The sequence below is a fragment of the Sorangium sp. KYC3313 genome (assembly GCF_052075895.1).
Classification (GTDB): domain Bacteria; phylum Myxococcota_A; class Polyangia; order Polyangiales; family Polyangiaceae; genus Sorangium; species Sorangium cellulosum_B.
Genome location: NZ_CP197255.1, coordinates 1,952,188 through 1,974,236 on the forward strand (window position 1 = coordinate 1,952,188; position 22,049 = coordinate 1,974,236).

The 22,049-nt window shown below is 72.7% G+C and carries 22 protein-coding genes and 1 tRNA gene; 12 read left to right on the top strand and 11 right to left on the bottom strand.

The features are described 5' to 3' along the window. Positions 1–36 precede the first annotated feature (36 nt). Positions 37–222 (top strand): hypothetical protein, encoded by a 186-nt coding sequence (locus ACSRUE_RS07620; protein ID WP_441290437.1) that lies wholly within the window; start codon positions 37–39, stop codon positions 220–222. Between the two features lie 93 nt (positions 223–315). Here ACSRUE_RS07620 and ACSRUE_RS07625 read toward each other — a convergent pair. The 3 genes from ACSRUE_RS07625 to rpe form a co-directional block, all read right to left on the bottom strand. After that, positions 316–402 (bottom strand) — tRNA-Ser (locus ACSRUE_RS07625). Between the two features lie 180 nt (positions 403–582). Beyond that, a complete protein-coding gene (locus ACSRUE_RS07630; RefSeq protein WP_441290438.1) occupies positions 583–2,160 on the bottom strand; it encodes a hypothetical protein in 1,578 nt (525 codons plus the stop codon). Next, entirely contained in the window at positions 2,157–2,870 is a 714-nt protein-coding gene (rpe, locus tag ACSRUE_RS07635) for a ribulose-phosphate 3-epimerase (protein ID WP_441290439.1), read from the bottom strand. The genes ACSRUE_RS07630 and rpe overlap by 4 nt, the downstream gene beginning before the upstream one ends. A 175-nt stretch (positions 2,871–3,045) precedes the next feature. Here rpe and ACSRUE_RS07640 point away from each other — a divergent pair, with 175 nt between their 5' ends. Together ACSRUE_RS07640 and ACSRUE_RS07645 are read left to right on the top strand one after the other, a co-directional pair. Beyond that, on the top strand, positions 3,046–3,480 hold the full coding sequence (locus ACSRUE_RS07640) for a GNAT family N-acetyltransferase (protein ID WP_012240797.1): 435 nt from the start codon (positions 3,046–3,048) through the stop codon (positions 3,478–3,480). A gap of 184 nt (positions 3,481–3,664) precedes the next feature. Then, the gene (locus ACSRUE_RS07645) at positions 3,665–4,168 is read left to right on the top strand and encodes a cyclic nucleotide-binding domain-containing protein (RefSeq protein WP_437763442.1); all 504 of its coding nucleotides are present in this window, start codon (positions 3,665–3,667) and stop codon (positions 4,166–4,168) included. Positions 4,169–4,233: 65 nt separating this feature from the next. Here the strand turns inward: ACSRUE_RS07645 and ACSRUE_RS07650 are convergent, their stop codons facing one another. Together ACSRUE_RS07650 and ACSRUE_RS07655 are read right to left on the bottom strand one after the other, a co-directional pair. Next, positions 4,234–4,686 carry a hypothetical protein gene (locus tag ACSRUE_RS07650; RefSeq protein ID WP_441290440.1) on the bottom strand — a complete coding sequence of 151 codons (453 nt, stop codon included), beginning with the start codon at positions 4,684–4,686 and terminating at the stop codon, positions 4,234–4,236. A gap of 155 nt (positions 4,687–4,841) precedes the next feature. Further along, complete coding sequence (locus ACSRUE_RS07655; protein WP_441290441.1) at positions 4,842–5,270, bottom strand: hypothetical protein; 429 nt, start codon at positions 5,268–5,270, stop codon at positions 4,842–4,844. A 211-nt stretch (positions 5,271–5,481) separates the two neighbouring features. Between ACSRUE_RS07655 and ACSRUE_RS07660 the strand changes: the two genes are divergently transcribed. The 3 genes from ACSRUE_RS07660 to ACSRUE_RS07670 are packed head-to-tail and all read left to right on the top strand — an operon-like array spanning position 5,482 to position 8,182. Beyond that, positions 5,482–6,180 carry a YggS family pyridoxal phosphate-dependent enzyme gene (locus tag ACSRUE_RS07660; protein ID WP_441290442.1) on the top strand — a complete coding sequence of 233 codons (699 nt, stop codon included), beginning with the start codon at positions 5,482–5,484 and terminating at the stop codon, positions 6,178–6,180. Next, positions 6,177–6,797 (top strand): redoxin domain-containing protein, encoded by a 621-nt coding sequence (locus ACSRUE_RS07665; RefSeq protein WP_441290443.1) that lies wholly within the window; start codon positions 6,177–6,179, stop codon positions 6,795–6,797. Before ACSRUE_RS07660 ends, ACSRUE_RS07665 begins: the two co-directional genes overlap by 4 nt. Next, positions 6,794–8,182 (top strand): replication-associated recombination protein A, encoded by a 1,389-nt coding sequence (locus tag ACSRUE_RS07670; RefSeq protein ID WP_437763447.1) that lies wholly within the window; start codon positions 6,794–6,796, stop codon positions 8,180–8,182. Before ACSRUE_RS07665 ends, ACSRUE_RS07670 begins: the two co-directional genes overlap by 4 nt. Positions 8,183–8,203: 21 nt before the next feature. On the opposite strand, the gene ACSRUE_RS07675 is transcribed toward ACSRUE_RS07670, so the two are convergent. Then, positions 8,204–8,533, bottom strand: coding sequence for a tetratricopeptide repeat protein (locus tag ACSRUE_RS07675; protein ID WP_437763448.1), 330 nt, complete (start codon positions 8,531–8,533; stop codon positions 8,204–8,206). Next, positions 8,530–9,051, bottom strand: a complete 522-nt coding sequence (gene hpt, locus ACSRUE_RS07680; RefSeq protein ID WP_437763449.1) for a hypoxanthine phosphoribosyltransferase — start codon at positions 9,049–9,051, stop codon at positions 8,530–8,532. Before hpt ends, ACSRUE_RS07675 begins: the two co-directional genes overlap by 4 nt. A gap of 151 nt (positions 9,052–9,202) precedes the next feature. Between hpt and ACSRUE_RS07685 the strand changes: the two genes are divergently transcribed. Next, the gene (locus ACSRUE_RS07685) at positions 9,203–9,649 is read left to right on the top strand and encodes an acyl-CoA thioesterase (protein WP_437295991.1); all 447 of its coding nucleotides are present in this window, start codon (positions 9,203–9,205) and stop codon (positions 9,647–9,649) included. Between the two features lie 36 nt (positions 9,650–9,685). On the opposite strand, the gene ACSRUE_RS07690 is transcribed toward ACSRUE_RS07685, so the two are convergent. Both ACSRUE_RS07690 and ACSRUE_RS07695 read right to left on the bottom strand, forming a co-directional pair. Beyond that, positions 9,686–10,990 (bottom strand): hypothetical protein, encoded by a 1,305-nt coding sequence (locus tag ACSRUE_RS07690; RefSeq protein ID WP_441290444.1) that lies wholly within the window; start codon positions 10,988–10,990, stop codon positions 9,686–9,688. Beyond that, complete coding sequence (locus ACSRUE_RS07695; protein ID WP_441290445.1) at positions 10,987–11,742, bottom strand: HAD family hydrolase; 756 nt, start codon at positions 11,740–11,742, stop codon at positions 10,987–10,989. The genes ACSRUE_RS07690 and ACSRUE_RS07695 overlap by 4 nt, the downstream gene beginning before the upstream one ends. Before the next feature lie 216 nt (positions 11,743–11,958). Between ACSRUE_RS07695 and ACSRUE_RS07700 the strand changes: the two genes are divergently transcribed. After that, positions 11,959–12,351, top strand: a complete 393-nt coding sequence (locus ACSRUE_RS07700; RefSeq protein WP_441290446.1) for a hypothetical protein — start codon at positions 11,959–11,961, stop codon at positions 12,349–12,351. 30 nt (positions 12,352–12,381) lie between these two features. Here ACSRUE_RS07700 and ACSRUE_RS07705 read toward each other — a convergent pair whose 3' ends face one another. Both ACSRUE_RS07705 and ACSRUE_RS07710 read right to left on the bottom strand, forming a co-directional pair. Continuing rightward, positions 12,382–15,381, bottom strand: a complete 3,000-nt coding sequence (locus tag ACSRUE_RS07705) for a carboxypeptidase regulatory-like domain-containing protein (protein WP_441290447.1) — start codon at positions 15,379–15,381, stop codon at positions 12,382–12,384. A 100-nt stretch (positions 15,382–15,481) separates the two neighbouring features. Continuing rightward, a complete protein-coding gene (locus ACSRUE_RS07710) occupies positions 15,482–16,744 on the bottom strand; it encodes a LeuA family protein (RefSeq protein ID WP_437763454.1) in 1,263 nt (420 codons plus the stop codon). A gap of 159 nt (positions 16,745–16,903) precedes the next feature. On the opposite strand from ACSRUE_RS07710, the gene ACSRUE_RS07715 reads away from it, so the two are divergent. From ACSRUE_RS07715 to ACSRUE_RS07730, 4 genes are read left to right on the top strand one after another with little or no spacing between them, the layout of a single operon-like run. Beyond that, positions 16,904–19,198, top strand: a complete 2,295-nt coding sequence (locus ACSRUE_RS07715) for a heme lyase CcmF/NrfE family subunit (protein WP_441290448.1) — start codon at positions 16,904–16,906, stop codon at positions 19,196–19,198. Then, the gene (locus tag ACSRUE_RS07720) at positions 19,195–19,767 is read left to right on the top strand and encodes a cytochrome c-type biogenesis protein (protein WP_441290449.1); all 573 of its coding nucleotides are present in this window, start codon (positions 19,195–19,197) and stop codon (positions 19,765–19,767) included. Before ACSRUE_RS07715 ends, ACSRUE_RS07720 begins: the two co-directional genes overlap by 4 nt. After that, positions 19,764–20,531 (top strand): hypothetical protein, encoded by a 768-nt coding sequence (locus ACSRUE_RS07725; protein ID WP_441290450.1) that lies wholly within the window; start codon positions 19,764–19,766, stop codon positions 20,529–20,531. Before ACSRUE_RS07720 ends, ACSRUE_RS07725 begins: the two co-directional genes overlap by 4 nt. Then, positions 20,528–22,021, top strand: coding sequence for a carboxypeptidase-like regulatory domain-containing protein (locus ACSRUE_RS07730; protein ID WP_441290451.1), 1,494 nt, complete (start codon positions 20,528–20,530; stop codon positions 22,019–22,021). The genes ACSRUE_RS07725 and ACSRUE_RS07730 overlap by 4 nt, the downstream gene beginning before the upstream one ends. Positions 22,022–22,049: the final 28 nt, after the last annotated feature.

A 22,049-nucleotide genomic window follows, 5' to 3' on the forward strand; every position in this document is an offset into this window, starting at 1 on the left:
CGAAGGGTTGGCCGCCGAGATCAGGATCGGGGGCGTGTGGGTGGAGCTGTTCGAGATCACCGATCTTCCTTCATCACGGAGTGCTTCAAGGGCGGCGCCTCGGCTCCGACGGTGCAGCAGCTCGCCGGCCACCTGCACCTCTCGGTCACCCAGCGCTACGCGCACACCAACGACAACCTGAAGAAGGACGCGGTGCAGGTCTTCACCCGGCGGTCGGCGTAGCCTCGGCGTCGCCGTGTGAATGGCGTGTGAATGGACCCGCGAGGCTCACCAGGGAGCGCCCACGCTCCCCAACGAAATCCTCAATGGTTTCAGCGGAGGAGAAGGGATTCGAACCCCTGGTTGAGTTGCCCCAACGGCGGTTTTCAAAACCGCTGCCTTCGACCGCTCGGCCACTCCTCCAAACATCCAGAACGACTCGTTTTTCTGCCTCTTCTACCGCCCCCTGTCAACGCCGCCCTGAGACCAGCACCCCTACCCTGCCCTGCTCCGGGCAGCCCCCTGCGCCCTCCAGTCCCGGCCCCGCCACTTCCGCCCCCACCGGCATCCCCCGCAGCCCCACCGCCCTTCGACCCCTGCCCCTTACTTCTCCCTCTCCGCCGCCTGCACCCCCGCCACCGCCCCCGCGGCCTGCACCCCCGCCCCGCCCTTCATCACCTCCGCCAGCCACTTGCCAGCGCCCGCGCACGTCCCCGCCGCGCTGACCTCCCCTCCCCCACCTCCCCCGCGCCTCGCGTACGGCCCCGCGACGATCGCCACGTCGCTCCCTCGCGCCGTCCACGCGATCGGCCCGAGCGCCTCCCGCCGCCGGCACACCTTCCCGAAGCGCCGCTCGATCAGCTTCCCCGCCTCTGCCGCGTCGGCCGCGCTGTCGAACCGCAGCCGCCACGCGAGCGCGAACTCTCTCCGCGACGGGTCCTCCGGATCATCCCGCCGCACCACCGCGAACCGATCCCCGCCCCACCCCGCCGCCGCGCCGATCGCGGCATCGCGGTGCGCATACGCCGCGAACGCGATGCGCAGCGCCTGCTCGCCCATCACGTCGTCGAAGACGACGCGGAACCCCGGGCCCAGCGCCGCGGCCGTCGGGACCGCCACCGCGACGGCGGGCTCCCGCGCGGCGAGCTTCTCCGGATGGAGCAGCTGCTCGGTGGTCTCCGGCAGCGCGCGCCAGACCGCATCCACCGAAGCCCACCCGCCGTCGCGGCGCAGCGCCTGCACGAACGCGAAGCCGTCCGTGTACGGCGCGCCCAGCGACTCCTGCAGCACGAGCGGCGTGTCGCCCACGGACGACAGCGCCGTCGACATCGCCACGAGCCTCCGGAGCATCGCCTCGTCGACCTGGAAGGCCGAGCCGACCAGCACGTCGAACATCGCGCTCATCGCCTCGCCCTCGACGAGCGCGTGCGTGGCCGCCAGCCGATCGCTGTCGCCGAGCTTGAAATCGAGCAGGCTCCCCAGCGAGAAGCTCTGGTCCTGGAGCGCGTGAACGAGCTCGTGCGCCAGCGTCTCCTCCGCCTCGGCCTCGCTGAGATCGTCGACGAGGTACATCGTCGCGTCCTCCGGCTCGTAGAAGCCCGCGATGCGGCCCTCGAGCAGGCGGTACATCCCGGCGGTGAAGTCGTAATCGGCCGGGATGAGCTCGAGGGCCGCGAGCACCTCGCGCTGGTGATCGAGCACGCCCTCGGGGATCTCTCGCTCCACGTGCGCGCGGACCCGCTCCAGGATCTGCCCGCGCGCGAGCACGCGGCTCCGCACATCGCGGCGCACCGGCAGGCCGCGCGCCTTCGCCACGCGCGCGAGCACGCGCGCGATCTCGCCGTCGGTCAGGCGAGCCGCGTCCTCGTCGAGCTCGCCCGCATCCACCGGGCCTGCGCCCCCGGCCAGTCCAGGCGCGGCTGACGCCACAGGGCGCGCCGCAGCCGAGGCCTGCGCTCGCGGCGGCGCCGCAGGCGCGGCCGCCGGCGCGCACCCGACCAGCGCAGCCGCCCCGACCACCCCGACCACCCCGACCGGCCCCGCCGCCGCAAGCCCCGCCACCGCCGCGAACGCCGCGCCGCGCCAGCGGCCGCGCTTCGACGTCACGCCCATCGCGAACGCCGCGCCCATCCCACACCGCCCCTGACCCGCCGCGGCAGCGTCCTCGACGCGCCGGGTCACGACGGCTCCCTGGCGGGCGCGCGAAGCGCGCCGATCGCCTCGGCATACCGCGCGACGCGCTCGTCGAACGGCAGATCCTCGCCCCGCGCCACCACACCGAACACCGCCGAGCCCGCGACGAGCGCCCGCGCCCCGGCGGCGATGACCTGCCCGGCGGTCGACGGGGCGACGCCGCCGTCGACCTCGAGCGCGATGTCCAGGCCTGCCTGGTCGATCGTCTGGCGCAGGCTCCGCAACTTCGTGAGCGCCTCCGGGATGAACCGCTGGCCGCCGAACCCGGGGTTGACGCTCATCACCAGCACCAGGTCGATATCCGCCATCACATGCCGGATCGACTCCTCCGGCGTGTGGGGGTTCAGCACGACGCCCGGGCTCGCGCCTGCGTCCCTGATCTGCTGGAGCGTCCGGTGCAGGTGAGGCGACACCTCGACGTGGACCGAGATGCGATCGGCGCCGGCGGCCGCGAACTCCGCGACGTAGCGCTCGGGCTCGACGATCATCAGGTGGACATCGAGGGGAAGACGCGTCGCGGCGCGAACCGCGCGAACGACGAGCGGCCCGATCGTGATGTTTGGCACAAACCGGCCATCCATCACGTCAACGTGGATCCAGTCGGCGCCAGCGGCCTCGGCGGCCCGTACTTCCTCCGCGAGACGACCGAAGTCAGCCGACAGGATCGACGGAGCGACGATGATTTTCTCGTGACGCACAGGGTAGCGCTAGCAGGCGTGACGCGCGGCGGCTAGCCGAGCATCCCACGAGCGCGCTTACGGGGAGGCCGGCGCGGCTGCTAGGCTGCGCAGGTCTTCGCGAAGCGTTCGTGTCGTGCGCGCGGACGCTGCAGATCGAAGGCTGGGGATCCGAACCGCTCGAGTGAGGTGATGCATGGAGACACGGCCGCTGACGAAGCCCGACTACGACCGGATCGTGGGCGAGATCGATCGGTGGTGGGCAGGCCCAACCAGCGCGCTCGCGCACCCGATCTTCTTCTACGAGCTCGGCAGGCTCGCGCGGGTCGTCGAGGATCGCGGGCTGCTCGTCGGCTTCCTGCTCGGGTTCAGGTGCCCGGACGCGGCGGTCGGGTACGTGCACCTCGTCGGCATTCACCCGGACTATCGCCGCCGCGGCGTCGGCAGGATGCTCTACGCGGCGTTCGAGGAGGACTGCCGCCGCGAGGGCTGCCGGCAGCTCAAGGCGATCACGACGCTGGGCAACGAGGGCTCGGTGCGCTTCCACGCCGCGGTCGGCTGGTCGGCGGCCGAGGTCGAGGACTACGCCGGGCCTGGGCGTCCGCGGATCGTGTTCACCAAGGACCTCTAGTGCGGCCTCTGGTGCAGATCGCGCGGAGCACGCTCGTGTTGCGGCGTCCGCTCTCGACGGGGTACATCTGCTCGGGACCGCGAGGTGGAGTGATGCGAGAAGGCGGGCATGTTCGCGACGTGGTGGTAGGCGGTGTCGGGTCAGCCGGCAGGACGGTCGCCGCGGGCGCCCTCGGTGCATCCACGTGAGCCATCACCCTTCGCTGATCACGCAGCTGCGCGAGATCGGGCTGTTCGGAGGCCTGGGCGATCACGTCCTCCAGGGCCTCGCCGACACCCTGGAGCTGCTCGATCTGGAGCCGGGCGCCGTCGCCTTTCGCGAGGGCGACAGCGGCCGCGAGATGTTCGTGCTGCTCTCGGGGGAGATGGAAGTGCTCAAGCGGTCGAAGCGCGACGTCGAGGCGCGCGTCGCGGTCCTCGGGCCGAACGACTGGTTCGGCGAGATGTCGATCCTCGACGTGATGCCTCGCTCGGCGACCGTCCGGGCGATCGCCCCGTCGCGCTTGCTGCGCGTCACCGCGCACGATCTCGACGCCCTCTACCGGCGCGATCTCAAGTCGTACACGCTGCTGGTGCTGAACATCGCGCGCGAGATGTCGCGCCGCCTTCGCGTGGCGGACAGCCTGCTCGCCGAGCTGGTAGCGAACATGCTCGACGAGTACGCGCGGCCGCGGCGACCCGCGATCTGAGCCGGCGCCGCCGCGTCAGTCGGCGCCGAGCGCTCTGCCCGCGGGCGCCGGGCCCACCGGTCGCCTCATCCGCCGTCTGGACCGATCGCTCCACCGCCCCCGGCGTCGCCGCCCGCGCCCCCGGCGTCGCCGCCCGCGCCCCCTGCGCCGCCTGCACCACCGCTGCCGGCGCCGCCTTCGCCGCCCGCACCACCGTCGTCGGCTTTGCCCCCCGCGCCGCCCGCACCACCGCCGGCAGGGTTGGCCGGTTCGCCCCCCGTGCTGGTTGTATCGGTGCTGGTACCGGCCCCAGTCGAAGCGGCGCTGCTCGAACCGGGCGCGTCTGGCAGGAGGCCACCGCCGCCCGTGCCGTCGTTTTCGCCGGGATCGCCGGCGGCGACGCTCCCTCCTGCGCCGGTCGCGCCCACGTCGCCGCAATCCCCGCACCCGATGCCCCCCTCAGCGGGAGGCTCCGGTTGTGGATTGAACACACAGCCCGCGAGGACGACCCCGAAAACAAGGACGACAAGCTGGCGCATAAGCTCCCTCCTCATAGCACCCTGCGCATCTCCCTGCCCGCTTGTGCGGCGCCCTCGTCCGCGGGAATGCTGCGTCGAGCGCGATCCGTCGGCTGCTTCTCGCTCGCTCTTACCGCCGGGTCGACGCCGCCGTCAGGCCCGGGCCGCGTGCTCCTTCAGCCGCATTCCACCCCTCCAGCGCCTCCAGCGCCCCCCACACCGCAGGGCTCGCCGCCCGCGCCGCCCGCGCCGCCCGTGCCGCCCTGACCGCCCGTGCCGCCCTGACCGCCCGTGCCGCCCTGACCGCCCGTGCCGCCCTGACCGCCCGCGCCGCCCTGGCCGCCCGCGCCGCCCTGACCGCCCGCGCCGCCCGCCGTGCCCCCATCGCCACCGCCGCCCGCGCCCGTGGTCTCCCCGCTGCCAGCGCTGGCCGCTACCGCTGTGTTGCCGGCGCCGGTGCCACCGGAACCTGAGGTGCCGACCCCCGCACCGGTCGACGACGACCCCGAGGGATAGGGATCCCTGTCATCGAGCGGCGGTTCAGGCTGCGGGTTGAACGAGCATCCAACCGCGAGGAGCAGGGTGAGGAACAGCAGGCTTCGCATGGCGGGTACGCCGAGTATGGCAATCAACATGCCACGTGAAAATGGCCGAAAAGCACTTCGATCGGTCCGCCGTCGACGCGGTGCTCAGGCACACTCTGGCACGCCGCTCGGGCGGTTGGATCCGGCACTTCCCTCCGCGCCACGACCTGCACAGGCCGCCCGCTGCGGGTCCCCCTGGTGTCCACGGCGGCAGCTCGCGGTATCGTGCGGCGTGATTTCGGAAGACCTGGGGAACATCGCATCGCGGCTCGACGAGGTGCGGCGCCGGATAGCGAGCGCCGCCGCGCGTGCAGGGCGCGGGCCAGAGGAGGTCCGGCTCATCGCCGTGTCCAAGGGGAAGCCCGCGGAGGCCATCCGCGCCGCCTACGCCGCCGGGCAGCGCGATTTCGGCGAGAACTACGCGCAGGAGCTCGTCGAGAAGGCCGAGGCGCTCGCCGATCTCGACGGGCTCGTGTGGCACGCCATCGGCCAGCTCCAGAGGAACAAGGCGAAGCTCGTCGCGCGCGTCGCGCACGTCGTGCAGTCGGTCGACCGGGAGGAGCTCGCCGTGGAGCTCGATCGGCGCGCGGCGGCGCTCAACCGCACCCTCGACGTCCTGATCGAGGTGAACGTCGGCGGCGAAGCCTCGAAGGGCGGCTGCGCCCCCGGCGACTTCGCGCCGCTCCTCGCCGCGATCGCCCGGTGTGCGCACCTCCGGCCGATCGGCCTCATGACCATCGCGCCGTTCCTCGAGGACCCGAACGACGTCGCGCCGTTCTTCGCGCAGCTGCGCGCCCTGCGCGACGCGCACGGCGGCCGGGCCGTGCTGCCCGAGCTCTCGATGGGCATGTCGCACGATTTCGAGCCAGCCATCGCGGAAGGCGCGACGTGGGTCCGCGTCGGCACCGCCATCTTCGGGGCCCGCGGATGACGGCGACGTCCGCCGCGTCGCGCCTCGGCGCGGCCCTCCCTGGCGGTGGCGTCGCGCGCGGCGCCACGTTGGCTACGTGCGCGCTGCTCGCGCTCGGGTGCGGGTTGGCTACGTGCGCGCTGCTCGCGCTCGGGTGCGGGCCGGGCGCGATGCCCGCGTCGGTGCGCCACCCGCTCGTCGGCAGCGCCGCGCCGGAGTTCCACGCGGAGTCCACAGCGGCGGTCACCGTCGGCGTACCCGGCACGCGCAGGACGCGGGTCACCGTGATCGACTTCTGGGCGTCCTGGTGCGCGTCGTGCAGCCGGACCATGCCGGCGCTCGACCGGCTCTGGCGCGACCGCAAGGCGGACGGGGTGGCCGTGATCGGCGTGAACGTCGACGACTCGGAGGCCGCCGCGGAGGCCGCCGCGTACGAGCTCGGCGCGACGTTCCCCATCGTCGCGGATCTCGATCAGCGGCTCTCCGGGACCTACGGCGTCGCGCAGGTCCCCCTCACGTTCGTGGTCGACGGCGCGGGCACCGTGCGCTGGGTCGGGCACGATCCGGCGAGCGCGCGCCGCGCCGTCGAGGTCCTCCTCTCGGAGCGCCCCGCGGGCGCACGGTCGGTCTTCGAATGAGCGCGCCCCGGGGCGGCGGCGGCGCGCGACGGCGGCCCGCGGGCGACGAGCCGACGCTCTTCGACGCCGCCCGGCAGCGGGAGCCGGAGCTCAGGGCCGCGGTGCCCCTCGCCGAGCGCATGCGCCCGCGCTCGCTCGAGGACATGATCGGCCAGGGCCACCTCCTCGGCGAGGGCAAGCTGCTCGCGCGCGCGATCGCGGCCGACCGGATCCCCTCCATGATCCTGTGGGGCCCGCCGGGCGCCGGAAAGACCACGCTGGCGCGCGTCGTCGCGCACACGACGAACGCCCGCTTCGTCCCCTTCAACGCCGTGCTGGGCGGCGTGCCGGAGCTCCGCGAGATCCTCGCCCAGGCGCGCACCGCGCGCTCCTACGAGGGCAAGCGGACGATCCTGTTCGTCGACGAGATCCACCGCTTCAACAAGGCCCAGCAGGACGCCTTCCTCCCGCACGTCGAGGACGGGACGATCACGCTGATCGGGGCGACCACCGAGAACCCCTCGTTCGCGGTCAACGCGCCGCTGCTCTCCCGGTGCAAGGTCTTCCGGCTCCAGGGCCTCGGCGCTTCGGAGCTCGTCGAGCTCCTGCGCCGCGCCCTCGAGTCGCCCGCCGGGCTCGCCGGCGCGATCGCCGCCGACGACGACGCGCTCTCGGCGATCGCGGCGCTCGCGCAGGGCGACGCGCGCAGGGCGCTCACCACGCTGGAGATCGCCGCGGACGAGGCGGGGCGCGCGGGCGCCCCCACGATCACGCGCGAGCTCATCGCCGGCGCGAGCGAGCACAAGACGCTGCTCTACGACAAGGCCGGTGAGGAGCACTACAACGTCATCAGCGCCTTCATCAAGTCGATGCGCGGCTCCGATCCCGACGCCGCCATCTACTGGCTGATGCGCATGATCGAGGCCGGCGACGACCCGCTCTTCCTGCTGCGCCGGATGATGATCTTCGCCTCCGAGGACATCGGCAACGCCGACCCGCGCGCGCTGGAGATCGCCGTCGCCGCGGACGCCGCGTTCCGGCGCATGGGGATGCCCGAGGGGCTCTATCCGATCACGCAGGCGGCGCTCTACCTCGCCACGGCCCCGAAATCGAACGCCTGCAAGACCGCCTGGCACGCGGCGCAGGCCGCCGTGCGCGAGCACGGCGCGCTCCCGGTCCCGCTCACGCTGCGCAACGCGGTCACGCGGCTGATGCGCGACGAGGGCTACGGCGAAGGCTACCGCTACGCGCACGACGAGCCGGGCGGCGTCGCGCGGGGCGAGGCCTACCTCCCCGAGCCGCTCGCGGGCAGCCGGTTCTACGAGCCGACCGATCGCGGCTACGAGCGGACCATCGGCGAGCGCCTCCGCCGGATCCGCGGCGAGGGGGAGGGCGAGGGCGGCTGAGGCGCGGCGCCGGCCGAGCCGTCACGCGTCGTCGTCGTCGCCGCCCGCGCCGGCGAGCGCCTGCTGGAGCTCGCTCAGCGCGTGCTGATCTCCCTTGCTGCGCGCGACCCCGATGCCGTCGGCCAGCCAGGCGCGCCCCTCGTCGAGGCGGCCTGCCTTCACCAGCATCGTCCCGCACATGAGGTACATCGGCACGTACGCCGGATCCATCGCCCGGAGCGCGCCGAACGTGGCGAGCGCGTCGTCGTGGCGGCCCTGGCCCGCGTACTCCAGCGCGAGCGCGTACCAGTGAAACGGATCCTTCGACCCATCCCGGGTCATCTTCTCGAGCATCAGCAGCCGCTTGCTCACGTCGCCTCCACAACCCCGATGAACGGCAGGTTCCGATAGCGCTCGGCCCAGTCGAGCCCGTAGCCGACCACGAATTTGTCCTCGATCGTGAAGCCCAGGTAGTCGATCGGCACCTCGACCCGCGCGCGCGCCGGCTTGTGCAGGAGCGCGCAGACCTTGACGCTGTTCGGCATCCTCGTGCGGAAGAGCTGGAGCAGGTGCGAGATCGTGAGGCCCGTATCCACGATGTCCTCGATGAGGAGGATGTCCTCGCCCTCGATCGGGCGGGTGAGGTCCTGCGTGATCTGGACGACGCCGGTCGAGGCCGTGCCCTCGCCGTAGCTGCGCACGCCGAGGAACTCGATGCGCACCGGCAGGTCGATGTGGCGCGCGATGTCGGCGGTGAACACGAAGCTCCCCTTGAGCACGGAGACGAGCACGAGCCGGCGCTCCGCGTACTCCCGGGTGATCTGCGCGCCGAGGTCGCGCACGCGAGCGCCGATCTGCTCGGCGGACAGGAGCGTCCGGACATTCGTCATGCCGCCCGCTAACATCGCGGCGCCCGCGCCACCAGCGCCCAGGCGGGCCCTCGGTCGCCGCGCGCTGCGATCCCGTGTCGTGCGGCGGACGTCGCGCGGTCGCTCTGCTGCTGCCCGGGTCGAAACTGGGTTAATCTCTGCGCCTCCCGCGATGCCGCTCCCTTCTCTGCCCGACGCGCCCCCGCACCTCACCTCGCGCACGCCCCTGGCCGTCCGCTTCTGCGAGACGGATCTCATGGGCATCGTCCACCACGCGAACTACGTCATCTACCTGGAGGCCGGCCGCATCGACTGGCTGAAGCGCCGCGGCCTCTCCTACGAGGAGATGGTGCGGCGCGACCTTCACCTCGCCGTCGCGGAGCTGCGGATCAAGTACCGCCAGGCCGCGCGGTTCGGCGACGACCTCGTGGTCGAGACGACCTGCCGCGAGGTCCAGCGGGTCACCGCGCGCTTCAGCTACCGGATCCTCCGGGGCGAGGACGTGATCTGCGACGGCGACATCCTCCTCGCGTGCCTGGGCTCGAACCTGACGCTGACGCGGATCCCGGACGACATCGTCCAGCTCCTGGCGAGCCCCGAGACGACGGCCGATCGCTAGGGCAGGGGACGCCGTCCTCGCTTCCGCCGCCCCGCTTCAGCCGCCGTCCGCCGCCCCGGCCTCGGCCCCGCTGCGCACGATGCGCGCCGGCATCTCGACCGTCTGAGGCGGCTCGATGCGCTCGCCGAGGAACGTGCGCCACTGGACGACGTAGCGCCCGCGCAGGGGCCCGATCACGTAGCGCTCGCTCGCCTGCGGCACGGCGACCGCGGGGATGCCGTCGACGAGCAGGTAGAGCAGCGCGTCGGTCTGGTTGACCGCGACGAACCCCTCGCCGGGCGCGCCCGGGTCGACGCTCCCGGGCAGCTGGAGCGGCTCTTCTCGGATGGCCGCGAGCTCGTCGCGCGTCAGGAAGACGCCGCCCTCCGCCGACGGGAGCCCGGCGGCGGCGTACGCGGCGCTCGGGGGCGGCATGAGCATGTCGGTCGAGATCAGGTCCGTTCGCCGGGCGACCGACGTGACCTCGAACGCGACGCCGCCGCCGCCTTGCCAGGCATAACTCGCGTAGAGCGGCACCTCGCCGGCCACGCACTCGGGCGACTTCGGGTCCACGCCGAGGATCTCCAGCAGCGCCCGGCAGAGCAGCGGCCCCCCGTCGCCGGCCTCGGGGACCCTGCCGAGCTCGACGTACAGCGCGCCGAGGCTCCCGTGCACCTCGACCTTGCGGACGTCGATCTCGAGCCGCTTGCCGTCGCCGACCGGACGCGCCGGGCCCGTCGACAGCGGCGTCACGTCGACGCGCCGCTCGCCGAGGAGCGTGCGGAGCGCCCCCGGCGGCACGACCCGGTACTGGGTCAGGGACGGCCAGAGCAGCACCTCGCCGTACACGTCGTGGCGCGCGCGGAGCTCGGAGCCCGCGGGCAACGGGAGCGCGCGGGACGTGAACTGGACCCGCATCCGGCCCGTCTCCGCGAGCTCGACCTTCCACGTCAGCTCGGTGAGCTTCTGCGCCGCGTGGATCCCGGAGGTCGCCACCTCGGGCGCCTTGGGGGGCTGCGGCACGTCGCGGAAGCGGAAGGCCGCCTCGAGCAGGATGCCGGGGAGCTCGCGGGGCGAGAGCGCGTCGTCCGGCAGGGGGGTGGCGGGCGAGAGCGGCAGCGGCGACTGCGGGCTCGCCTCGGACATGATGAGCCGACCGTAGTCGTCGGCGATGATCTTCGCGGTCGCCTCGGCGGCGGAGGCGTCGAGCAGGTCCGGCGTCTCGTTCGCGAGCGGCGCGGGGAGGATCCTCGCGTTCGGGCTCGCGCCGGCCTCCACGGGATCGACGGGCGGGTGGCGCGACGGCTCGCACCCGCCGGCGGCGAGCAGCAGGAAAGCCGCGGCGGCGCGCGCGGCGATCACGGCTCCAGCTCGAACGTGTGGATGACGCGCACGCGCGCGTCGAGCGGCGGCGGGTCGGGCGCGCACTGCGTGTCCAGGAAGACCGCGGTGCAGCGGGGATGGCAGCCCAGGAGCAGGTTGCAGTTGGCCGCCTCGTTGTCGAACACCGCGATGACCCGCCCGAGCCGCGAGAGCTGCGGCGCCACGCTCCGCTTGAACTCGGTGTCGGGCATCTCGAACCTCGGCTTCACGACGAGCTCCGTGCCGATGACCCCGATGGGGAAGCCGAGATCGCGCAGGCTCGCGAACGAGCCGAGCGCCATCTTCGGCAGGTCGCGGCCGGTGAGGTACACGAGGGTCGCCCCCGCCGCGTGGCAGTCGCGCGCGTACTGGCTCGCGCCCGGCACCTCGACGTCGTGCCGGATGTGCGGATCGTTGAAGAAGCGGGCCCTCCAGAAATCGAACGCGTGCAGGTGGAGCGCCTCGTCGTCGACGCCGAGCTGCCGCAGGTTGTCCTGGAACCCGTACACGATGCCGTCGGGCGACGCGCGCTCGAGGAGGGCGGCGGCGTGCGGGTGCTTGCGGCGCCACTCCTCCGCCAGCTCATGGAGGATCGCGACCACCCGCGGCCGGTTATCCATGAGGGTGCCGTCCAGATCGAAGACGATCACGGGGGGCCCCTCGGACCGATCGGCCGCGCGCTCGACGATGGATTTCAGGAGCCGCGTCCGCTCGAGCGGGACGAGGCGCTTCTCGTGAAACAGCGTGCTCAAGGTCGTCGCGCCGCGGAAACGCGCACCGTCCGCGCGGCTCCTCGGGCCGGAACCCTAGCGCGAACTCGCCCTCCCCAGAAGCGGCGGCGCCATCCCCTCGCCGAGCGCTGCGATCCTGCGTAGATGTGCAGAAACATCCTACATTGTTGGCCTATTCATGCAGCTCTTCGTAGGATTTTTCCAATCGGGACCCCTCGAGGCTCCGAAGGAAGGCCCATGCAGAACCGCATCAAGACCGCTCTGGCCCTGGGGATGGCGATGACCGCCGTGGTGGGCTGCTCGAAGACCCCTCGCGATCGTCTGCAGGGGCGCTGGTATGGCGATGCCATCGAGAACGCCCCTGTGGATCAGCTCACCAAGGCGACCGGATGGGTGAAGGGAACGGCGCTCGAGTTCAACGGCAGCAAGGTGACGGTGACCGTGCCCGCGGAGACGCCGCGCAGCGGCACCTTCAAGGTGACGAAGGCGGACGGCGATCAGGTGACCGTCGCTTTCCTCCGCCCCGAGGGCGGGCTCGATGAGGCGGCGTTCCGCTTCGCCACGGATCAGACGCTGCGCTGGGAAATCGGCGACGGCCGCGCCATCGTGCTGACGAAGGCGAAGAACTGAGCTCGTCCGGCGCCGCGGGCGCCCGGCCGGCTATCGCCGTACCCGCTCCCTCCGCACCCGCGTGAGCCACCGCGCCTCGCCGCGATCGCCGTCCCGCGCGAGCAGCACCACGACGTCCTCCGAGAGCGGCCCGGTGAGCCGCCGCCGCGCTTCCTCGATGGAGCGCACCTCGACGCCGTTCACGGACAGGAGCCGATCGCCGGGCTCGATGCCGGCCTCCTCGGCCTCGCTCGCCGGGGGCACCGACACCACGGTCACGGTCCTTCGCTCCTCGCCGAGCGTCACCGCCAGGCTCCCCGCGCCCTTCGGGTCTCGCCGCGCGCCGTCCCCCGGCAGCGCGATCCTCACGCGCTCGGTCGTCCTGCCGGCCCGGACCTGCACCGGCTGCGACTCGGCGCGCCCGAGATCCGCGCTGTACGCCTCGATGACCGCCGTGCCCTCGGGCAGCCCGCCGAGCTGGAACCGCCCGTCGCGGTCGGTGGTCACGACGCCCGGCGGCAGCGGGCCGAGCGGCAGGTACGTCGGCACGCGGTCGCGCGCCACGCGGGCCCCTGCGACAGCGTCCCCGCGCTGATCGACGACCTGGCCGGCGACCTCTCCCGCCTCGGACAGGTCGATGCGCCCGAGGTCCGTCGGGCGATCGGGATCGCCGGCGATCGTCACCCGCAGCGTCGCCGGCGCGTACCCGTCGCGGCTCACCGTCACGCGGAACTGGCCCGGCGCGAGGTCGGTGAGCGTGAAGTCGCCCTCCGCGTCGCTCGTGGCGCGGCGCGGCCCGGTCGTCGAGAACAGCGTGATCCGCGCGCCCTCGAGCCGCTCGCGCCCGCCGCGCCCGGTCACGGCGCCGGTCGCCTTGAGGGCGGCGCCCATCTCGAGCCGCAGCTCCTTCGGCGCGGCGTCGACCTGCTCGACGCGCGGGGACTTGCCGGAGCGCACGAGGCTTACCCGGAGCGGCAAGCCGGCGGCGTCGGGCAGCAGCGCGTCGCCGTCGTCGTCCGTGAACAGCGTCTTGCGGAGCGGAACGGCCACGTCGAGCGAGAGCACGCGCACCTCCGCGCGATCGAGCGGGTAGCCGCGATCGTCGGTGACGTGGATGGCCACCGCCTCGCGCGCCTTCGGGAGGACGACCTCGATCTCCTTGCGATCGCGCTCCGGGACCTCGACGACGAGCCGCGCCACGACGTCGCCGGGCGACTCGGCCCGGGAGACGGAGACGAGCACCTCGTCGGGGACCGCGGCGAAGGCGAACGTGCCGTCGTCCGCGGAGTACGTCACCCGCTCGAGCGAGCCCGCGGTCGCGGCCAGCTCGACGCGCGCGCCGGCGACCGGCTTGCGATCCTGCTCGAGGACGCGGCCCTCGAGCAGGCCGCCCTGGCGCATCACCACGCGCACGCGGGCCTCGCCGCCCGGCTGCAGCGTCACGATCTCGCTGGGCGTCTCGACGTACTCCGGGTGCCGGACGATGGCGTGGACGCGCCCGGGGGTGACGGGCTCGGCCCGGAACGTGCCGTCGGCGCGCGTGACCCACGGCTCGCCCGAGCGCACCGAGGCGGCCGGCAGGACCGCGTCGCCATGCGGCAGGTCCGGGATGGGGCCCGGCATGACCCCGAGCTCGCCCGCGGGGATCAGCGGCGCCGGGCCGGGCAGGGCGCGCTCGAAGTGCTCGTCCCTGAACTCGGACATCGCGGTGGTCTCGTCGATGGGCATCCCCTCGGCGTCGGCGCCCACGATCTCGATCGTCGCGCCCGGGACCGGGTAGCCGCGATCGTCGACCACCTCGCCCACGAGCGCGCCGCCGCGGAGCAGGGGGATGCGCACCTCGGTGGCGCCCGCGTCGACCTGCACGGCGTTCCTCGGCACGAAGCCGGCCGCCAGGGCCGAGGCGCTCGCGTACCCCGGCGCGATGGGCCCGAGCGTCACGGACCCGTCGTCGCCCGTGCGGCCGTGCAGCGGGAACGCCGACAGGCCCTGCTCGACGAGCACGACGTTCGCGGCCTTCACGGGCGGCGCGCCCTCGCCGTCGCCGTCGGTCACGAGGAGCCGCACGTGACGGCCGGGCCCGAGGACGAGCTTCACCTCCTTGCCCTCGCCGCGCCTCACGGGCACGGCCAGCGCGGTCGCGCTCACGGCGGCGCCGCGCCGGGCCTTGAGGTCGTACACCCCGTCGCGGAGCCCGGCGATCCGCGCGGCGCCCGTCGCGTCGGTGGTCGTGCTGCGCGCCGGCCACAGCCCGGTGCCGGCGGCGAGCACGGTCGCGCCGTCGGCCGGCTGCCCCTCCGCGTCCACCACGCGGACCGTGAGGGCGCCGAGCCGATCCAGGCGGAGCCTGAGCGGCGCCGGCCCGGGCACGATGCCCGTCCGCACGGTGTCCTCGAAGCCGAGCGCCGACGCGCGGACGACGTAGGGCGCTGCCCCGAGCCGATCGAACCGCGCGCGGCCGCCTTCGGCGGTGGTCGCCACGAAGGGGAGGGGATCGGCGGTCGCGACCGTCACCTCGGCGCCGTCGATCGGGCGCTCGGCCTCGTCGACGACCAGCACGTCCAGCACCTTCGCGGGCCGCAGCACGAGGTCGAGGGCGCGGGGGCCTGGCTCGAGCGCGACGCGGGTCGAGGCGCGGGCCCGCTCCGCGCCGTACGCCATGATCCAGGCCTCTCCGGACGGCAGCCCGGCGAAGCGAGCCTCGCCCGAGGGATCGGTCTTCAGCTCGCCCGCGAAGTAGGCGCGGTCCTCGCGCATGGCGAAGACGCGCACGGCGGCGTCCTTCAGCGGCCGCCCCTGCTCGTCGCGCACGGTGACGGTGAGCTCTGCCGCGCGCCCTTCCACCCACGCGGGCACCGGCGGCGCCGGGATCGGCGCCCGCGGCAGGAACCGCGGCCCCAGATCGCGCAGCGTGGTCGCGGCGAGGAAGCAGACCAGCGCGGCGATCGCGGCCAGGACGGCATCGAGCCGCGACCGGCGCCCGGCCCGGTCGGCTTCCGCGGCGGGTTGCTTGTCCTGTTCCGCTGCGGGCTGCTTGTCCTGCTCGGCCACGGCCTGGATTTCTACTCTGGATCCGTGAAAACGCCGAACGTCCCGCCGCCGTTCCCGCGGCCGCGCCCGGATCCCGCGGCGCCGCGCCGGCGTCCCGAGATCAGGCCGGGCGGCCGCGGTGCAGCTCGATCACGGCCTGGATCTCCTCCTCGGACAGGATGTGATCCGTCGCCTTGGCCTTCGCCAGGATGGCGTCGACGAGCTCCTTCGAGGGCTCGATCTTCCGCTGCCGGAGCCAGTAGTTCACGTTGGAGGCCCCGGACATGTAGCCCACGCAGATCTCCTGCTTTCGCCCGAACATGCCGGCGGGGACGCCGGAGTAGATCCGGTCGGCCATCCAGGAGTCGCCCTTCGACTCGGCCTTGATGATGGCCGCCGCGTGCACGCCGGTCGCCGTCCGGAAGGCGTCCCGTCCGACCAGGGGATAATTGATGGGCACCTCCCAGCCGACCGCCTGCGCGGCCGTCGTGCAGTACTCGAGGAGGTGGGTGAGGTCCTGGTGCTCGAGGAGGCCGAGGAGCTTCATGTTGAGCAGGATGAGCTCCATCGCGGCGTTGCCGACCCGCTCGCCGATCCCGAGCGCGGTGCCGTGCACCCGGTCCGCGCCGAACTGGAGCGCCCAGATCGCGTTCTCGAGCGCGAGGCCGCGATCGTTGTGGCCGTGCCAGTCGATGCCGACCGACGCCCCGGCCCCCGCGACGATGGCCCGCGTGAAGTTGATGAGGTTGCGAACCCCGTCCGGCGTCGCGTGCCCGACGGTATCGCACAGGCACAGCCGGGACGCGCCGTGATCGATGGCGACCTTGAAGAGCGTCGCCAGCACCTCGGGGCGCGAGCGCGTCGTGTCCTCCGTGACGTAGGCGACGGGGAGCCCGGCCTTCACGCCCGCGTCGATCGCCGCGGCGCTCCGCTGCGCGATGAGGTCGACGTCCCACGCCTCCGCGAGCTGGCGGATCGGGCTCGATCCGATGAAGGCGTAGATCTCCACGGGGATCCCTGCGCGCTGGGAGATCTCGATCATCGGCGTGATGTCCGAGACGACCGTGCGGCCTGCGCAGGCGATGCGGAGCGGCAGGTTGTTGTCGGCCACCTCCCTGCACATCCGGAGCACGTCCTCGAACGCCCGTTGCGAGCTGCCGGGCAGGCCGACGTCGGCGATCTGGATACCGATCTTGGCCATCAGGTGGAGCAGCTTGAGCTTGCTCTCGATGTTCGGATCGGCGACCGAGGGGTTCTGCAGGCCGTCGCGCAGGGTCTCGTCGAAGAAGCCGATGTTCTCCGGGATGACCCGCCCGACGCGATCCACCTCGTTCCAGTCGTAGATCAGCTCGGTCGGGCGGATACCGGAGGCAGCGATCGCCATGCACCAGTATAGTGCGCCGCGCTCGACGCCGGGCCTGAAGCGAAGCTTTTCCGGGGCGCTCGTCGATGACGCACGGCGCAGGTGAGGGCGGTCGATCGGTCGCGCGCTGCGGTGCGCTGGCCCTGCGCGCCCGGCAAGCCTAAGCTTGCGCCCACGACGATGTGGCAATCCCTACCTGAGTTCGGGACCGGCGTCCTTTACGCCATTCTGGTCACCGCGGCGTATACCTTCGCCGTCGGGCTCGCGTCAGCGCGCGGGCGGCCGCGGCTGCTCCAGGCCGCGCGGCTCGGCGCGTACGGCACGATCGCGCTGGTCGGCCTCGCGGTGCTCGTGCTGGCGTACGCCTTCGTCAGCCACGATTTCCGGATCGCCTACGTCGCGCAGTACAGCGACCGGTCCATGAGCACGCCGTACCTCATCGCCGCGCTCTGGGGCGGGCAGGACGGCTCGCTGCTCTGGTGGATGTTCCTGACCGCGCTCTTCTCGGGGGGCTGCGTCGTCTGGCTGCAGCGCCGGTATCTGGAGCTCCAGCCCTACGTCATCGCGACGCTGATGAGCGTCCTGATCTTCTTCGCGGCGCTGATGATCTTCGCGGTGAACCCGTTCCGGACGAGCGTGGCGGGCGCCCCGCTCGACGGCAACGGGCTGAACTTCCAGCTGCGCAACTTCTACATGATCATCCACCCGCCGAGCCTCTACATCGGCTTCACGAGCGCGGCGGTCCCGTTCGCGTTCGCGATCGCCGCGCTCGCCACGGGCCGGCTCGACAGCGAGTGGATCGTGGCGACGCGCAAGTGGATGCTCTTCTCCTGGCTGTTCCTCTCCATCGGCAACGTGCTCGGGATGCTGTGGGCTTACGAGGAGCTCGGCTGGGGCGGCCCGTGGGCCTGGGATCCGGTCGAGAACGCCGCGTTCCTCCCGTGGCTCACCGCGAGCGCCTACGTCCACTCGACGATGATCCAGGAGCGCCGCGGCATGCTGAAGGTGTGGAACGTCTCGCTCATCTGCGGGACGTTCTTCCTCACCATCTTCGGCACCTGGCTCACGCGCTCCGGCCTCATCGCGAGCGTCCACTCGTTCGCCCAGTCCGGCATCGGCATCTGGTTCGTCGGCTTCATGGCCGTGATCCTGGCCACGTGCACCGCGCTCATCGTCTACCGCCTGCCGCGGCTGCGCAGCGACGGGCAGTTCGAGTCGATGCTGTCGCGCGAGGCCGCGTTCCTCTTCAACAACTGGGGCCTCTTCAGCATCATGATCTTCATCGCGGTCGCGACGGTGTGGCCGCGCATCAGCGAGTGGCTGCTCGACCAGAAGTCGACGCTCGGGCCGACCTTCTACAACATGTGGCTGCCCCCGGTCGCGCTCGTGGTCTTCCTGCTCATGGGCGTCGCGCCGCTGCTCGGGTGGCGCAAGACGTCGCCGGAGCTCTTCCGGAAGAGCTTCCGCTGGCCGGTGCTGGTCACGGTCGTCACGGCGGCGCTTCACCTGACGCTCGGGAAGAGGGTGGGCTTCGCCCCGTTCGTCGCCGTGGACCCGATCTACCCCGGCCCGCTCGGCGACGCGCTGGCGAAGCTCGCGTCGACCTACCCGTTCTTCACGGTCGCCATCGCGTCGTTCAACGTCTCCGTGGTCGTGCAGGAGTTCGCCCGCGGCATCGCGGCGCGGCAGAAGCGGGCGAAAGAGCCGCTCTTCACCTCCTTCTACAACCTGATCGCCAGATCGCGGCGCCGCTACGGCGGCTACATCGTGCACGTCGGCATCGCGGTGATGTTCCTCGGCTTCGCCGGCCGCGCGTGGGGCGTCGACAAGGAGATCAGCCTCCACCCGGGCGAGTCCGTGCAGGTCGAGGAGTACCACCTCACCTACGCGGGTCCGCGCATGGAGGTCGACAGCGAGAAGCGTATGGTCTTCGCCGACCTCGACGTCGAGCGCCACGGCACACCGGTCGGCCGGATCAGCCCGGCGAAGTTCATCTACAAGGCGTCCCCGGAGGCGCCGTCGACCGAGGTCGCGCGGCACATCACCGTCAAGAACGACCTCTACGTGATCATCGGGATGGCGAACCCCCAGACGAAGGTCGCTTCGTTCCAGATTCACGTGAACAACCTGATCTCGTTCATGTGGTTCGGCGCGGGCATCCTCATCCTGGGGGCCCTCGTCGCGATGTGGCCTGACATCACGCTCGAGGAGGCCGGCGCGTTCGGTTATGTGCGGGCGGCGGGGTCCGTCACCGCGTCCGTCGTGTTCGCCTTCCTGCTCGCCGGCGGCCCGTCGCAGGCCTACGGGCGCCCCGCCCGGGAGGGGCTCGGGCGGCCCGTCTTGGTCGCGCCGGCCGCGGCGGACGGCGACGTCCGCGCCCCGGGCACCGGCGCTGCGGTTGATCCCGGGCGGACGCCCGCGATCGGTGCCATGCTCCCGACCGCTGCCGAACCGAGGCAGCCGGCGTTCGAATGAGCCGCACACGAAGACTCATCCAAGGCATCACCCTCCTCGTCGCGGGCGCCCTCGCCCTCGTCGTCTTGCTGCGCTCGCCGGAGTTCGCCCACAGCCAGCAGCTCGGCGAGGGGATGCAGCGCTCGGGCGTCGTCGGCATCGCGAACGACATCGAGCGCAAGCTCTTCTGGAGCCTGATCTGCACGTGCGGCTGCCCGCGGGAGACCCTCGGGACGTGCACGTGCGGCACCGCGCACGAGCGCCGCGACCAGCTCCGGGCGGCGCTCGCGTCGGGGCTGTCGATCGAGGCCATCCAGGCCGCCTACGCCGAGCGCTACGGGGCGGAGGCGCTGGCCGTGCCGCCGAACAAGGGGAGCCAGCGGCTGCTCTACCTGCTCCCGCTCGGCGCCATCGTGGTCGGCGCGGGCATCGTCGTCGCGACGCTGCGCCGATGGAAGCGGCGCAGCGACGAGGCGGGCGCCGCCGGCCAGCAGCCGTCCCCGAAGGGCGTTGTCCCCGGCGCCCGTGACGATTACGACGACAAGCTCGACGCGGAGCTCAAGAGCCTGGACCGCGAAGACCGCGAATGAGCGCCGAACAGCCCGCCAAAAGCGCCACCTCGGCCACGGCCGACGAGACCGTGACCCGGGGTACTGACTCGCCGCTGGAGCGGCAGATCGTGCACTACGCCCGCTTCGGGGCGCCGCTCGTGGCGCTCGTCGGCGCCGGCGTCGCGGGGCTCGTCGCCGGGCCGCCCGCGGCGATCCTCGTGCTCGCGGGCGGCGCGCTCGTCGCCGTCATCGCCATCTTCTGGGCGAGCCTCCGCGTGCTGATCGGGGAGACCCCGCTGAGCGGCGCCGACGCGTACGCGATCGGCGCGCCGCGCGCGGAGGAGGAGCAGAAGCAGGCTGTCCTGCGCGCGCTCAAGGACCTCGAGTTCGAGCGGAGCGTCGGGAAGATCAGCGACGAGGACTACGCCGAGCTCGTCGCGAAGTACCGCGCCGAGGCGAAGCGGCTCCTCCGCCTGCTGGACGCCGACGCGCAGCCGCGGCGCGAGCAGGTCGCGGCGCTCGTCACGAGGCACCTCCGGCGCGCCGGGCTCCAGGACGACGGCGCGCCCAAGGAGCCGGACGAGGCCGCGGCGACGGCGGAGCCCGCGGCGACGGCGGAGCCCGCGGCGACGCAGGGCGTGGCGTGCGGGGAGTGCGGCACGCTGAACGACGAAGACGCGGTGTTTTGCAAGAAGTGCGGGACGAAGCGCGCGCTCGCCGCGCCTCAGGACGACCCGGCTGCGACGGACGACGCCGCGGCCAGCGTCGATGAGGATGAGAACGACCGCAGGAGGGCCTCGTGATGCGCTGGACCGGGTGTACCGCGCTCGCCGCGATCGCCTCGCTGAGCATCACCGCCGCGCAGGCGGTGCAGGCGCAGCCGGCGGCGTCGGCGCAGCCCACGGCGGACAAGGCCGCTCCAGCGCAGCCCGCAGCGGGGGCGGCGGACGCAGGCGCGCCCGACGCTGCGAGCGAGCTCCCGCCGGGGCATCCCGAGGTGGGGCAGGGGCTGCCTTCGGGCCATCCGCCGGTGGGGAAGCCTCCCGCGGCGGATGCGGCCTCCCGGCGCGCCTCGGAGAAGCTGACGGGCCTGTTCGATGCGCCCGATGACACCGTCCAGGAAGACACGGGGCTCCCGCCCGGCGTCCTCGTGCTCACCGTGCAGGACGCGGACGGGAACCCTGTCCCTCGCATCTCCGTCGACATCGACATCTTGCAGAGCTCGGTGGCGAAGGGCGACTCGCGCGAGCGCATCAGCCGCGAGACGGACGACGCGGGCGCGGTCCGGCTCGAGAACCTCGCGATCGCCGGCGGCACGAGCTACGGCATCTCGGTCACGCGCGACGGCGGCACGTTCTCGATCCCGCATTTCGGGCTCAGCGCCGAGGCCGGAAAGCGGGCCGTGCTCCACATCTACGACGCCACGCCGAACGTGAGCGGCCTGATGGTCGGGACGCAGGGCATCGTCTACCTCCAGCTCAAGCAAGACGCGATCTCGGTGGAGCAGCTGTTCCAGGTCTTCAACCTCGGCCGCGTCGCCTGGCTGCCCAACGAGACGTTCGCGCTCCCGCGCGACTACAAGGCCTTCAACAAGACCGAAGGCATGGGCGAGGAGATGCGCTTCGACGAGGTCAAGGGCACCGGCGTGGCGCTGCGCGGCACCGTGAGCCCTGGCCGGCACGAAGGGCAGTTCCGCTGGCAGGTCCCGCTCCACGACGAAGAGCGCCAGACGATCCGCATCGAGCTGCCGCCGCGCATCGCCCAGATGCGGGTGATGGCCGAGGCGTCGAAATCGATGACGCTGACCGTCGCCGGCTTCCCCGCGGCCCAGCGCACCCAGAACCGCGACGGGAAGAAGATCCTGATCACCGAGATGGCGGGCACCCGCACGGAGGGCGGGATGAAGGTCATCGAGATCACGCTCGGCGGTCTGCCGACGCCGGGCGTGGGCCGGTGGATCGCGCTGGTGCTGGCCGGCGCGGCCGTGATCGGCGGGGCCGCGCTGAACCTGGTCCGGCGGCGCGACCAGGACCGCGGGCCCGACGACGAGGAGCGGCGGGAGCTGCTCGAGGCGCGGAACGCGCTGCTCGACGAGTTCGTCGAGCTCGAGCGCGCGCGGAAGCGGGGCGACGTCGGCCCGAAGACGTACGATCGCGTCCGTGCGGCGCTCCTCGACGCGCTCGCGCGCATCGTGGCCATGATCGAGGCCAGGCCGGCGCGCGGGAAGGCCGCCGGCGCGCGCGAGGCGGCCGGCGCGCTCAAGGCCGACGCCGCTGGATCGCCGCGCTCCTGAGGGGTGAGGGCAGCACCGGACGTCGGGC